Below are 15,201 nucleotides of genomic sequence, written 5' to 3'. Positions count from 1 at the left end.
AATCAATCAACTAAATTTCGATGGTTCATTGATTCGATCAATTAATGACATCAACACTTTTTCAAAACAATCCAAATCTTGTGGACGCGAAAACCGGTGATTTGCATCACGAACAAGCGTTAATGTTACATCATGCAAAGGCAAATGATCAAGTAAAGTCAATGCATGTTGATAGGGAACTACTTCATCTTCCATCCCTTGCAAAATATGAACTGAGCACCCAATATCAATGCATCCTTTCATAATGCAGTTAATTCGCCCATCTTCAATCAACGCTTTGGTAAAAGGTGTTGGCTCTAAATCATGAATTGAAGAGCGCTCAAAATAACCTTTCTCTTCTAAATCTTTCCATTCTACCGTGGTTAAAGTTGGTTCAATCAAAGTTTGCGTAAAATCAGGAGCAGGCGCAATTAATATCATCCCGGCAAGTAGTTTATTTTTCTGCGCGAGCATCATAGCAAGCCTTAAAGCAATCCACCCCCCCATAGAGGAACCAACTAAAATTTGTGGTCCTTCACAATAAGCTTCAAAAACTGCTAAACTTTCTTTCACCCAACGTGAAATCGTACCTTGAAAAAAATCTCCTTCTGATTCTCCATGACCAGAATAATCAAAACGCAAACAAGACAAATCGTTTTTTTGAGCAAAAGCATCAACCACCATCGCCTTGCTTCCTAGCATATCAGATCGATAACCAGATAACCAAACTATCCCTGGAGAACGACTACCTTTACGATAACGTACAGCAAGAGCCGTATCTTCAAACGAAAAAAACTGACAAGGAATATTTTGATCTATCATCATTCTTCCTCAATGAAATATCCTTCACTATAAAAGAAAAGCCCTTTTTCAAAACTAAACTCAAAATAATGAATTAAATAACTTATATTAACGATAATGAAAAAACATGAATTCTTATTGTTTTTCTGTATAGATATTGTATATTAAAGCATTCTATAAATAAATCAAAATTAAGGAGCATAGACCATTCGTCGATCATTTAAAATGACGCCTAGTCAAAAAGATGGGCCACGTTCAAATCAAGATATTCGCGTTCCTTGCGTCCAACTCATTAATGATGAAGGACAAAATCAGGGAATTATTGCAACGCAAGAAGCGCTTGCTATGGCTGCAGATGTTGGGCTGGATCTGGTTGAGATTGTGCCAAATGCAGAGCCGCCAGTTTGTAAAATTATTGATTTAGGCAAACTGAAATATCAAAATCAAAAAAAAGCAGCTGAAACACGTAAAAAACAAAAGACTATTGAAGTCAAAGAAATCAAGATGCGACCAAATGTTGACATCCATGATTATCAGGTGAAACTTAAGGCTATTCATCGTTTTATTGATCATGGTAATAAAGTAAAAATTACTTTGCGCTTCCGTGGTCGTGAAATGGCACACCAAGATCTTGGAATAAAGCTTCTCCAGCGAGTTAAAGAAGACACAAGTGAAATTGCTAAAATTGAATCTGAGCCCAAACTTGAAGGTCGTCAGATGATGATGGTTATAGCGCCTAAGTAAATTTTAATTGAGAAAGCGTGTTGTATGAAACTCATGTTTTAAGCGTGAATATAATTAAAACATTGTACAGTGTTGATATAATGTTTTTTAAAACAGGAAACTGGTGCTCTAAATCTCTCTAGAGAGTATTCTTTTATAGAAGAAGGTTTGCTTTTCTATAAGGAGTACTTTAATCTTGCGTGAAATAATGAGAGAAAATAAAAGTATTTCATGGCCAAAACACAAACATCCCCTTCTAATCAATATCTGATCATCCGTCTTTTACGAGAAAATTTTCATAAACATGTGTATTGGTATAGTGCAGCCATTGTTTCAATGATCATCATTGCTTTGGCCACTGCAATTAGTGCATGGATGATGCGTGATATTATTAATCATATTATTGATGGACACAATTTTAGTATGATTGTTTTCATTTCTAGTATCTTTGCATCTATTTTTATTCTCAAAGGGGTTGCAACTTTTGCCCAAACCTATTGCTTGAGTAAAGCAGGCAATAGTATCATTGCCGAACAACAGCGTAAAATTTATGAACGTCTTATGAAGCAAGGTGTCTCTTTTTATCAAAATAATGCTTCATCCGATCTTCTTGTTCGTGTAACTCATAATGCAACAGCAGCACGTAATATCATCGATATAATTATCACAACCTTTGTACGTGATTTACTCTCTGTTATTGGCCTTTTGGTTGTTATGTTTATTCAAAATTTTACGTTAATCGCCATTACTTTAACAGTAGGACCTCTTGCATTTTTAGGAGTTCGAATGGCTTTAAAACGTATTCGCGGACTCATGGAAAAAGAACTTCTCTCACTAGGGGAAATCATCAAAGTTATGCAAGAAACTGCTGTTGGTATTCAAGTAATTAAAGCTTTTTCGCTAGAAGAATTGATGGAAAAACGCATGAATAAAGCTATTTGTGACGTTGAAAAACAAGCAAACAGTATTGCAATGCTCGAAGCTGCCACACATCCAATTATGGAAACGCTTGCCGGCATCGCAATTGCAGTTATTATTTGTTTTTCCAGCTATCTTGCAACCCAACGTACCGGTGTTCAAGGTGAATTAATGTCCTTTCTTGTAGCTTTGCTTCTCATTTATGAACCTGCTAAAAGATTGGCAAATGTGCGTGTCAAAATTGAATCTGGTTTGGTCAGTATCCGTACAATGTTTGAAATACTTGATCATCCACTTACTGTTATAGAACATAAAGAAGCTAAAGACTTTAACAAAACAGATTGCTCTATTCGTTTTGAGCATGTTTCTTTTGCCTACATGGGCAATCAGCCAGTCTTAGACGACATAAACCTGGAAATAGAAGCAGGAAAAATGACAGCATTAGTAGGGCCATCCGGTTCAGGCAAATCAACCCTTATCAATCTTATCATGCGCCTTTATGACCCTACACAAGGATCTATATTCATTAATGATCAAGACATTCGCTTCATCACATTTCGTTCTCTTCGAAACCTCATAGCTTATGTAGGACAAGATACTTTTTTATTTCAAGGAACTATTAAATATAATATCGGGCTTGGGAAAAAAAACGCAAGCGACAATGATATTATAAAAGCAGCAAAAGCAGCCAACGCTCATGACTTTATCATAGATCTGCCTCAAGGTTATGATACGCAAGTAGGTGAGAATGGGAATAATCTTTCAGGCGGTCAAAAACAGCGTATTGCTATTGCCCGTGCAATACTTCATAATAGCCAAATCTTGATTCTTGATGAAGCTACAAGTGCATTAGATTCACACGCTGAAGCTCAAATCAATGAGATACTTCAGTACCTTACTAAAAAGTGTACAATTCTTGTGATTGCTCACCGCCTTTCAACAATTGCACATGCTGATAAAATTATTGTAATACAAAATGGGCAATTAGTTGAACAAGGTACTCAGATAGAACTGTTAGCAAAGAAAAAAGGCCTTTATAAAAAGCTTCATAATACTCAATTTAAAAAGCAAGAATTTTAAATGATTAGCTTTTAAAAATTTTATATTTAATACTCTCTTTCATAAAATAAACCAAAACTGGAATTGTTTTCATTCCCTATAGCACCTTTTGCTTTGAGATGGCGTGAAATATCCAAATCTATTGTTCCTTTTGTTGTGCCATCTAATCCTGCTTCAAACCCTAAGTAAATATTATCGCGAATATAGCGCCCAACACGTAAGCCTGTATTACCATTTTTATCAACAATAACGTCAAGATCATCAAGACCAACCTTAGCACGCAAAGTATTCAATAAAGATGTATTAGAAGCACCAGCAAGCTCAGCTACAGCTGCTGCAAGCTGAGCAATCTGAAAGGGTGATAATTCATTAAGAGAGCGCTTAAAAATTAAGCGTGCCAATACTTCATCTTGTGGCAAAATAGGTTGTGACTCAAATTGAATATTAAGGTTATCAATAGTTCCGCTCACTGTTACAGTAACATGAATGTTGCCATTATTACTATTAGCAACAAAATAAACAGCCGGATCAAGATTGCCACTAAAACTTGCCTGCCCTTTATCGAAATTGAGACGCTGTGATAAAATATCAAACCGCCCACGAATCATCTGAAGTTCTCCAACTGGCTGTACATCATGCAATGGACCTGTTAAACTAATACGTCCCCCCAACTCAGCATCTAACCCCCGACCACGAACAAAAATTTGATTGTGTGCATTAATTTGTAAATTCAACTGCACAACAGAAGAAGGCTCTTTAGAAATATTATGATTGATTCTGTAAGCTTTAGCGTCAGCACGTTCAAGCGTTTTTAGAATTAATTTAGTTAAATTATTATGTCTAATATCAAGGAATGTTGCATTTCGAAAATGGTCAGGAATAAGAATTTCAGCTTTTTCAACTGTAACCTCACCACCAATAACAAGATTGCTCAACAAATGACCAGTCATTGTTGTTTTGCCTGTCAGTGTTGCAAAAATCATAGATTCATCATTATAATTGACATGGTCGAGATAAATAGATAAATCTGTTTGCAGATCTATAGAAATACGACCCGAAACAGAAACAGATCCTCCACCAGATGAATGAGCAGAAGCATGCTCTAAAATTATATGATCGCCATTCAATTTGCCTTTAAGCATTATATTGCTTAGCTCTAAATTTGTTTGCGAATCAAAAAAACCGCCATTTATTATCGAAAAAGATCCTATCAACTGTGGCTGAGATAATGTTCCATTTAAAACAGCATCAATTTTTGCTATTCCTGTTACATGCGCACCACGTTTTGCTAAAAATTGATCAACAAAAGCAAGAGGCATTATACCTTTAACACTCAGTTCAGTTGGTGAATTATTCAAAGAAAGACGCCCATTTACGAACAGATCCAAATCTTTAGATCCAGTCGCTGTTATATATTGAACATGAAGTATTGATTTTTCATAAAAACCACGAGCATTTATGTTGATTGATGATACATTCTTATGAAAGATAGAATTAATTGTTAAATTCTGACTGGAAAATTCAAAATGAGCAGATGGATCTTTTAATGTTCCCCCAATATCGATCTTACCAGTTATCACTCCGTTCAAAGCTTGCCCTTCAATAAAACCGTTAGCCAAAAGCCCAGATAAATTTTGCAAATCAATATGGAGATTAAGTTCGCCTTTATCTAAAGAAACGGCTCCTTGTGCTTGGGCTTGCAATCCTTCTCCAGCTAAACTCGCACCTAAAGTAAAAGTTTTATCTATCACCTTACCCCTGGAAGAAAAAGCAAAAGGCTTTATCTTTCTTTCTTGAAGGACTGCAGTTGTCAGCTCGTGACCTTTTATATCATAAGTCACATCAGGATTTTCAAAATGGCCATGGATCATAACTTGCCCTGACAAAGTACCAACAGCACCAAGATCTGGCTTCCAAAGATTAGCTAAAGCTACAGGAATAGCATTCATAGTGAGATGCAAATTTAAAACATCTTGAAAAGTACCATTAAGTACAATCTTACTTTGATCAATAGCAAATCCCAATTTGCTTATTGTGACTGCGTTCTCATCAAAAATAATTGTTGCTGGAGTGAATAATCTTGCATGAAAATTGGAGTATTTTATATCCATAGTTTCAAACTGGATCTTTTGTTTCACACCGGCCGATGACCCTGCTATAATCATGCGGCCAGAAAACTGTGCATTTGTATTGTTAGGCAATATCGCTTGAGCATTAAAAACTGTCTGCTTATTGTTACTATTAGCGTGAATTTTTAAACGATCGGCCACCATAAATGATGTCTGAACACGCTTTGCCTGAACAAAACCTTCAAATTGTATCGCATCGAAAGGATTAAATATATCAGCTTGTATTGCTAATTTTTTGATTTCATTTTTTGCAAATATTAAATGATCACTCTTGATTTGCAGACTAGTTTTTTGCCTACCATTGTGTTCATCAAAGACAAATTCTCCTCTTACTTTTCCACTACCTTTTTGCGAAAATAACCCAGCAAATGTCGAGATATCGTCAACGTCAATATGCAAAGTTCCATTTATAAAACCTTCAAACGTTTGAAAAAGATCACCTGTTATTTTCGCAGATGCTCCTTCAATATCGATATCCTGAAGCTTCCAAATATGGTTGAAATTTTTAAAAGAAGCAGATAATTGTAATGGTTGTTGAGCAAAAATCCCTTTACCTTCTACAAAGCCAGTTACATTAGAAGAAATTGATGTATTATCCACCAATGCATTGACATTTAATATTGTATTTTCGAGTTTTTTACCCATAAAGACTGCCTCAGTAATATCGGCGTGCGTATTAACCGTTATAAGACTATTATGCCCTTTAGCAGCACCCTTTATAGTGACCGCACCTTCCATCCTTGGATCCAACATGGCAAGGTCAGATATTTGAGCATAAAAATCCATCTCAGCGCTCACACTTGAAAGATAGCCATTAGCTGTTACATTGGCATAGTTATTTTTCAGCCGTAAATGATGTAAAATTAAACCTGTCGCATTTCGGGTAACATTACCTGAAAGAGCAAGCCTTCCTTTTAATAAAGAATCGACAGTGTTAGTACCTATCATAACGTTATTAGCAGCTCCTGACAATTCAAGATCAAAAGCACCACCAAGTAAACTCATGGTACCTTTGGCTTTAATATCTGCATTACCAGACATTGGTCGCCCACTTAACATACCCATAGGTGCTAATGTTTGTGCTTTTAAACCAACTTCTCCTTTAAAAACAAAACGATTCACTTCCCCCTTTAACCAAGCAGAAAAACCTTGAGCCACAATGCTAAAATCATGAACTAATATCGGTTTTCCAGAGACAATATCTGTATCTATATGGATATTAACCGTTTGATCTAGACCATCTTCAAATGCATTCTTAGTACTTTCAATCCCCTGAAGAGTACCATTAACCTGAATACCAACATGACGAGAAGCTGGATTATCAAGATTTTCACTCACCCCCCCCATATCAAAAATTGCATCACGAATACGAATATTTTCATTGCTCAAATGATGCGCAATAAGCCGACCTTTCCAAACTTGTTGGTCTTGGCGACCATAATCAATGGCTAAAGTCAAACTATCCACACGTGTTTGACCTTCTAACGGCAATAAATGAACAGATTCTTTTGTTTCTTGATCAAAACCTATATTGCCATCAACAAAAAGGCGTCGCAAAAATCCATCAGCTGTTATCTCAGCATTGGCTACAACATTAATTGCTTTACCTTGGACAACTACATGATCAAGGCGTGTAGTACCCTCTTTTGTTATCACCGTCTCTATGCCCAATGTTACATTAGATTCAAAAATGCTGCGATATTGAGAAGGCATTAAAAGACCAATTGTACCTGCCAACTGTACAGAAAGACTATGACCATTTAAAACCTTTGCAAGAATAACATTGCCATTTAAAATAGGCTCACGATCAACCTCTGCCTGAAGTGCAACAACTAAATCATCAAAAGTGCCATCACCTTTAACAGAAAGATTTAATGCAGGACGTTTTTCAATATTAAAGACATTAGCTAATATGCCATTTTGTGGTTCGTTAACCATAATATCTATTTGAGCTATACGGCTTTTTTTGGATATCTTTGTTAAAATAGAAAAATAACCCGGTGCATCTAAACGATGAGCTTTAATATCAGCATCAATAATACCATTGGTTAAAGCTAAACGTCCTTCTAATGATACATCAGAAGAAAGACCAAAAAGGTCTTGTCCAAACTTTACATGTTTAACCTTAAACGTATTGATAGAAATAGACACAGGCAATTTTGGTATAGAAAATTGACCTGTTTCCAAAAAAGAAACAGATGTGGAACTGTGGGGTTTGCGTAAAAACGTAACATGTCCTACCAAAAGCTGGTTAATCTTAATACGCCCCCTTAGTAATGCTAAACGATTCCAATTTATCTTCGCATTAGTAATTGTAAGCCAAACACCTTTATGATCACTTACTGTAATGGTATCAATCGATGCTTGGGACGATAATATTCCCTGTATATTATGCAAACGAATTTGACGATTAGGTGTTGAAAGTTTGTGTTCAATAAAAGAAACAAACCATGAATGCTCACCTCCTATTATGTTTCTAAAAAGTGAATTATCTTTCTGTACAAAAACAAAAAAACTTATCACAAGAAAAGAAAATGCAAATAAGAAGGTAAAAAAACGCAACATTTTTTTCATTAGAATGCTTGCCCTATACCTACATAAAAACCTACGCGTGGATCACCTTTCTCCCGCTTAAGAGGCCAGGCTAAATCAAACCGTAAAGGACCAAGACCTGTCATGTAACGCCCTCCAACACCTACTCCCCATTTAGTATCTTGCGAAAAATCAAAATTTGCCTTCGCCTTCACAAGACCGCCATCTATAAAACTGACAAATCCTATTGTATCATTGACAGAAAGACGTAATTCAGCTGAACCTTCAACAAGTGCATGTCCACCACTAACAGTATCATTTTTCGCTTTTATACCAATATTATGATAAGCATAACCACGAACAGACCCACCACCACCAGCAAAAAAAAGCATATCTGAAGGCAACTTCGCTTTATCGCTCCCGATAATTGTACCAAACTTTGTCCGTGTTGCAAAAATAAAACGATCCTGTTTATCAAGTGCCCAATAAGAGCGGCCTTCTATTGTTATTTTCGTCACAAAATCATTAGCATGCGCTTCATACAATGGTTCAACTACCGTTTCACCATATAAACCTTTTGTCGCATTGAACTTATTATCACGACTATCATAAATCAAACCATTCTGTAGCCCAACCATCGTAAAATTACGACTCCCAAGATAATCATCATCTGAATGACCATTAGAAGCTACCACAGCAAACTGCCCTGATAAATTATCATTAAAAATATGGGTAAGACCAAACTTCCCTTTAATAGCTTGTGTTGTGTAATTATCCAAGCTATCTCGTTGCATTTTTAATTCTGCTTCAAAGTCTGTGTCAGGAGTAATTACACCAGGCTTGGTTAATGTTGTTCCAAAAAGATAATTATAATCCTTTGGGTGATAAGATTTTGTTTGATGATCACCAATACCGCTTATCTTAGTTTCAATTTTAAGGCGTTCTGCACGACCAAAAAGATTGTTATGCATCCAATAAGATTCAAAACCAGCACCATCCAATGTTGAATAGCTACCACCAACACCAAAACGTCGTGGCTTACGTTCTTCTAAAACAAGCGTCAGAGGTAAACTTCCATCAGAATTAATTGCATCAGCTTCTTGTATATTAACAGCACGAAAAACATCAAGCCGCGTAAGCCGTTTATTAGCTTTAGCTAATGCATCAGAATCATATTGCTGGCCTGGTTTTAACGCCGTTATCCATTTAACATAATCTGAATCCATACGTGGTTGTTCACTCACATTGCGCACATTTAAAGAACCATAATGAGCCTTTTGCCCAGAATTAGTTATAATCTGCGCATCAATAAGGTGCGTAGCATGATCAGCAATCACATCACGATTCACAATGTTAACTTTAGCATATCCATGTCTACGCCACCCCTCAATTACCCATCGTTCTGCCTTAAAAATAGTCTCAGATTTTGCAACAGCCCCAACTTTATAACCCAACTCTTCAACTGAAGGCATTGAATTTGTTTTATGTTTTAAAAACGGGGCAGATTCTGTGATACTTGCAGCACTAAAAATATATTGTGGCCCAGCATCAACTGTAATAACAATGGTAGATTGAGTTGGTAATTGAGTCATAGGAGACAAATCAGCAACTTCTAAACCATTAATCTTAATACTAATAACACCCCCGTAACGTCCGTCAGCATAAAGAGCAGAAAGAATAGCCTGATAATTTGAACGGGCTTTAGCTAACAAGCCAGAAGAACTAGAAACTGCTTTATCTTGGTCAGCAACGAGAGAAGACACATCTTTAACTATTTGAGCACCCACCTGGGGCGCACCTTGTGGTACAATAACTTCAACTTGATAAAATTTTTCTGTACCACTTATATTATATAAAGAAAGATTTGGCTTTTTTTTACCCCATAAATGAATGCCAAAAAACTCAAACGCTGCAAGCGATTGCGGAAAAGCAAAAATTAAACATAAGCTTACAAATATGCTGCGTATCGTTCTTGATTTTAACAAAACTTTTTTCTGACATATCACCAAATTAGATACTCTTAAAATAAATATTTTATAGTATGTTTTTATACATAACATCTAAAAAGAAAATAAATATGTCTGCTTTTAATTCTTCACGCATTTGATCACATCAAATAACATTTTTACGGTAATGTTATATCATTTTCCTATGTTTATAAACCTTGAATACTAGAAAAAACACATAGTATCTTTTTTCTTTTTTTAAATATCCCTATTGGCTTATCCTATAATATCTTGAGCCATAGTGTTACCATAGTTAAATTTATGTAAATCACCATCTGTAACTGTGCCATAAAACTTGTATGTATAAATTTCTCTATCAAAACATTTACAGACATGGCTTGATTTTTATGTGCAGATATGATTGTTTTTTTACAGTTATAAAAGGGGACAAACAAATTCATGGTTGCACGTGTTACAACAGTTGCTTTTCGTGGTTTAGAAGCAATCCCTGTTGATGTGCAGGTTATGATTGCTCCTGGTAGAATAGGAATGGCTATTGTTGGATTGGCAGATAAAGCCATCGCAGAAAGCCGTGAACGTGTGCAAGCAGCCCTGCATGCTTGTGGACTTTCCATGCCTAATAAACGGGTTACGATTAATCTTGCACCAGCTGATCTACCTAAAGAAGGTTCACATTATGATCTACCTATTGCAATAGGTTTAATGCTTGCTATGGGACTTCTTCCCCCTGAAATAGTACAAAACTACATCATTTTAGGAGAATTATCACTGGATGGATCCATTACTGCTGTCAATGGCGTTTTACCAACCGCAATGACAGCTTTATCACTTAATAGAGGGTTGATTTGCCCCCACCAATGTGGACCTGAAGCTGCATGGGCAAGTGCAGATATGGATATTCTTGCACCCGATACAATCCTTGCTATTGTAAATCATTTTAAAGGAACGCAAATTCAAAAGCGTCCACAACCACGCCAATACACAATCCAAACTGAATTACCAGATCTTTGTGAGATTAAAGGACAAAAAGCCGCTAAACGTGCTTTAGAAGTATGCGCAGCTGGACGGCATAACCTTTTATTTGTAGGTCCTCCTGGCGCAGGAAAATCTATGTTAGCTCAATGCTTACCTTCTATTTTACCACCTCTTGATAGCCGTGAGCTTTTAGATGTTTGTTTAATTGCCTCTATTGCCGGAGAAACAGTACACAATACCATTTCACGCCACCGTCCCTTTCGCTCTCCTCATCATTCCGCTTCCATGGCCGCAATAATTGGTGGTGGCCTCAAAGGAAAACCAGGAGAAGTAACACTTGCACACAATGGCGTTTTATTTCTTGATGAACTACCTGAATTTTCTCCACAGGTCCTTGATTCTCTCCGTCAACCTTTAGAAAGTGGAGAATGCATTATTGCCCGCGCTAATCATCACATTAGTTACCCCGCTCGCATTCAGCTTATTGCTGCAATGAATCCTTGTCGATGCGGCATGGCAGGTGAAGAAGGCCATGTCTGTGCCAAAGGTCCACGCTGTCAGAGTGATTATCAGGCTCGTATTTCTAATCCTTTGCTCGATCGAATTGATTTACGCATTTGTGTACCTGCCTTAACAGCCATGGACCTCATGCAGCCAGAACAATCCGAAAAAAGCTATGACGTTGCTAAACGTGTTGCACGAACCCGTGCTATTCAAACCAAACGTTTTGCAAAATTGGGCCTTGATCATATTCGCACCAACGGTGATTGCCCTGGCAAAATTATTGAACAAATTGCTATTCCTGATCAAAATGCAACTACATTGCTACAAGATATCAGTGAAAAAATGCGCTTTTCTGCACGCGCTTATCACCGTATCCTTAAAGTCGCACGCACTATCGCTGATCTTGACGAAGCAGATCAACTTTCACGCCACCATCTTGCAGAAGCCATTTCCTATCGATTAAACAATGAAAAATTAACAACTATTAGTTAAAGAGACTATGCGTCAACAAAAATTAATCAGAAAATAATATAAACAAAACTTTATTAGTTTGCTATCATGTACCAAACATTTTAGAATATAATTAAGTGTATCAATTCATTTTGCATTTTCTGCAAAAACACTCCACATTTTTCCCTCTAATAATTGTAAAACTATACAAATACCACTCAATAAATAGTAATAATCGACCTATTAGATCATTCAACCATAAAGTGAAAGTTCATAAGCATCAAAAATACTATTTTTTTAGTTATAATTTGATCGAAGTAGTGAGAATTTTTATAGGTTAAAATGTCTGATACTTTCAAAATCGTTAGAAAAAAACATCATAATTGGTACATTTATCTAGAACACGTGTAAAATAGAATGTAAATCTCATTGTAAATGTTTTTTAAGCATAAACTAAAGGAAAACGATCTTTGAGTAAGAAGTCAAGATATCACCAAAACTTCCTTCTCTTCTTTTAGCCCAATAAAGGCAAAAACAAAAGCCTTACAGCATTTGCCTATAGAAAAATTATTCCACCTAATTATAGAGTAACAAATGTTGAATATATATTTGATATACGGTAAATGTTTTATGTAGTTATATCATAAATAACATATTAGAATATTAAACCTCAAAAGAGCTAATAAAATATTGATTCAAATACAGAAATGGATTGACTTATGAGTGATGAAACAACCTCACCCTCAAATGGTGAGTATGGTGCCGCTTCCATTAAAGTTCTCAAAGGTCTTGATGCTGTACGCAAACGTCCCGGCATGTATATCGGTGATACTGATGATGGTTCAGGTTTGCATCACATGGTTTACGAAGTTGTAGACAATGCTATTGATGAAGCTTTAGCCGGTCATGCTACCCTTGTAACTGTCACGCTCCATGCCGATGGATCTTGTTCTGTTCGCGATAATGGACGTGGAATTCCAACTGATATTCACCCAACGGAAGGCGTCTCAGCAGCTGAAGTTATTATGACACAACTTCATGCTGGTGGAAAATTTGATCAAAATTCTTACAAAGTGTCAGGAGGATTACACGGCGTTGGTGTCTCTGTTGTCAATGCACTTTCAGTTTGGTTGCAACTACAAATCAAACGTAATGGTAAAATCCATGCAATGTCGTTTACCCGTGGAGTGGCTGATTCTCCACTCAAAATTGTTGGTGATTGCGATGTAGAAAGCGGAACAGAAATTAGCTTTTTACCAAACCCTGAAATCTTTACTAAAGTTGAATTTGATTTTGAAACTCTAGAACGCCGTTTGCGGGAATTAGCTTTTTTAAATTCTGGTGTACATATCCTTCTCACAGACCAACGTCATGCTGATGTCCAATCAGTAGAATTACACTACGAAGGCGGGCTAGTTGAATTTGTAAAATATATTGACCGATCTAAAAAAGTGCTCATCGATGATCCTATTTACATTACAAGTGAAAAAGACGGAATGAATGTAGATGTTGCTTTATGGTGGAATGACTCTTATCATGAAAAAGTCTTATGTTTTACCAATAACATTCCTCAGCGTGATGGAGGAACCCATTTAGCAGGTTTCCGCAGTGCCTTAACACGCCAAATTAACGGCTATGCTGAATTGTCAGGTATTACAAAAAAAGAAAAAGTCAACTTAACTGGTGATGATTGCCGTGAAGGATTAACAGCTATTCTTTCAGTCAAAGTTCCTGATCCAAAATTTTCCTCACAGACAAAGGATAAATTGGTTTCTTCTGAAGTACGTCCTATTGTTGAAAATTTAGTGAATGAAGGTCTTTCAGCATGGCTAGAAGAACACCCTAATGAAGCAAAAATTCTTATCAGTAAAGTAGTGGAAGCTGCAGCAGCCCGTGAAGCAGCGCGTAAAGCACGTGAACTTACACGGCGAAAAGGAGCCCTTGACATTACTTCACTCCCAGGAAAGCTTGCTGATTGTCAAGAACGTGACCCTACAAAGTCGGAAATTTTTATCGTTGAGGGAGATTCAGCTGGTGGTTCAGCTAAAAGTGGACGTTCACGTCAAAATCAAGCGATTTTACCTTTGCGTGGTAAAATTCTCAATGTTGAACGAGCACGTTTTGACCGAATGCTCTCATCTGAAATGATTGGAACACTTATCACCGCTCTTGGAACTTCTATTGGTAAAGATGAATTCTCGCCCGATAAATTACGTTATCATAAAATTATTATTATGACAGATGCAGATGTCGATGGAGCTCATATTCGTACTTTGCTTCTCACTTTCTTCTTTAGGCAAATGCCTGAATTGATTGAGCGTGGTCACCTTTATATCGCTCAACCGCCTCTTTATAAAGTATCACGTGGTAAGTCTTTTCAATATATTAAAAATGAAACAGCATTTGAAGAATTTTTGATTGATGCAGGATTGGAAGATACAACTTTAGAATTATCAACAGGTGAGATACGTGCAGGCGTTGATTTACGCCACCTCGTTCAAGATGCTTGTTTGTTACGCCAACTTTTAAATGGTCTTCATACCCGTTATGACCGTAATATTGTTGAGCAAGCAGCGATTGCTGGTGTTTTTAATCCTGAAGTTTTTGCAACACCAGACAAAACCAAAAAAACAATAGATAATGTTGTGCACCGCCTTGATTTAATTGCTGATGATATGGAACGCGGTTGGAGTGGATATAGTACTCAAGATGGAGGTTTGTGTTTTGAGCGCATTTTACGTGGTGTTAAAGATGTTGTTGTACTTGATGCAGGACTTATAAATTCAGCAGATGCGCGTCAAATTGATCGTGTTTGCCAAAATCTCATAGAAATATATAATCCTCCTACTTTCCTGCATCGCAAAGATAAATCAGAGCATATTTTGGGACCAATGAGCTTATTAGAAAGTATCTTTTTAAACGGTAAAAAAGGCATCACTCTACAACGTTATAAAGGTCTTGGAGAAATGAATGCTGAACAGCTTTGGGAAACAACCCTTGATCCTGACGCACGTTCCCTTTTACAAGTTAAAATCAATGATGCAACTGACGCAGATTCTCTCTTTTCCCGTTTAATGGGTGATGAAGTTGAACCACGGCGCGTTTTTATTCAAAATAATGCTTTAAGCGTTGCCAATCTTGATATCTAAAGGCACTTTTTTGTT

7 protein-coding genes are annotated in these 15,201 nt (G+C 36.6%); 4 read left to right on the top strand and 3 right to left on the bottom strand.

The window, feature by feature from the left end; translation table 11 throughout:
• Nucleotides 1-6: 6 nt before the first annotated feature.
• Nucleotides 7-798, bottom strand: coding sequence for an alpha/beta hydrolase (locus BBBE_RS00225; RefSeq protein WP_035464578.1), 792 nt, complete (start codon nt 796-798; stop codon nt 7-9).
• 207 nt (nt 799-1,005) lie between these two features.
• Here BBBE_RS00225 and infC point away from each other — a divergent pair, with 207 nt between their 5' ends.
• Nucleotides 1,006-1,524 (top strand): translation initiation factor IF-3, encoded by a 519-nt coding sequence (gene infC / locus BBBE_RS00220; RefSeq protein WP_010700617.1) that lies wholly within the window; start codon nt 1,006-1,008, stop codon nt 1,522-1,524.
• A 210-nt stretch (nt 1,525-1,734) separates the two neighbouring features.
• A complete protein-coding gene (locus BBBE_RS00215) occupies nt 1,735-3,501 on the top strand; it encodes an ABC transporter ATP-binding protein (protein WP_010700616.1) in 1,767 nt (588 codons plus the stop codon).
• 26 nt (nt 3,502-3,527) lie between these two features.
• Here BBBE_RS00215 and BBBE_RS00210 read toward each other — a convergent pair whose 3' ends face one another.
• Nucleotides 3,528-8,183 (bottom strand): translocation/assembly module TamB domain-containing protein, encoded by a 4,656-nt coding sequence (locus BBBE_RS00210; RefSeq protein ID WP_010700615.1) that lies wholly within the window; start codon nt 8,181-8,183, stop codon nt 3,528-3,530.
• Nucleotides 8,183-10,147: an autotransporter assembly complex protein TamA gene (locus tag BBBE_RS00205; protein ID WP_022708583.1), complete on the bottom strand. Its 1,965-nt coding sequence runs from the start codon at nt 10,145-10,147 to the stop codon at nt 8,183-8,185. The genes BBBE_RS00210 and BBBE_RS00205 overlap by 1 nt, the downstream gene beginning before the upstream one ends.
• 399 nt (nt 10,148-10,546) lie before the next feature.
• Here BBBE_RS00205 and BBBE_RS00195 point away from each other — a divergent pair, with 399 nt between their 5' ends.
• Nucleotides 10,547-12,079, top strand: coding sequence for a YifB family Mg chelatase-like AAA ATPase (locus tag BBBE_RS00195; protein WP_010700613.1), 1,533 nt, complete (start codon nt 10,547-10,549; stop codon nt 12,077-12,079).
• A gap of 677 nt (nt 12,080-12,756) precedes the next feature.
• A complete protein-coding gene (gene gyrB / locus BBBE_RS00190; protein ID WP_010700612.1) occupies nt 12,757-15,186 on the top strand; it encodes a DNA topoisomerase (ATP-hydrolyzing) subunit B in 2,430 nt (809 codons plus the stop codon).
• Nucleotides 15,187-15,201 lie beyond the last annotated feature (15 nt).

This window comes from Bartonella bovis 91-4 (assembly GCF_000384965.1).
In the GTDB taxonomy this organism is placed as follows: domain Bacteria; phylum Pseudomonadota; class Alphaproteobacteria; order Rhizobiales; family Rhizobiaceae; genus Bartonella; species Bartonella bovis.
This window is presented reverse-complemented; position numbering and strand designations above follow the sequence as displayed.

What these genes read in the sequence shown, in the direction of transcription:
- infC (WP_010700617.1), top strand. Translation starts at nt 1,006, where the DNA reads ATGACGCCTAGTCAAAAAGATGGGCCACGTTCAAATCAAGATATTCGC.
- BBBE_RS00210 (WP_010700615.1), bottom strand. Translation starts at nt 8,183, where the DNA reads ATGAAAAAAATGTTGCGTTTTTTTACCTTCTTATTTGCATTTTCTTTT.
- gyrB (WP_010700612.1), top strand. Translation starts at nt 12,757, where the DNA reads ATGAGTGATGAAACAACCTCACCCTCAAATGGTGAGTATGGTGCCGCT.
- BBBE_RS00195 (WP_010700613.1), top strand. Translation starts at nt 10,547, where the DNA reads ATGGTTGCACGTGTTACAACAGTTGCTTTTCGTGGTTTAGAAGCAATC.
- BBBE_RS00215 (WP_010700616.1), top strand. Translation starts at nt 1,735, where the DNA reads ATGGCCAAAACACAAACATCCCCTTCTAATCAATATCTGATCATCCGT.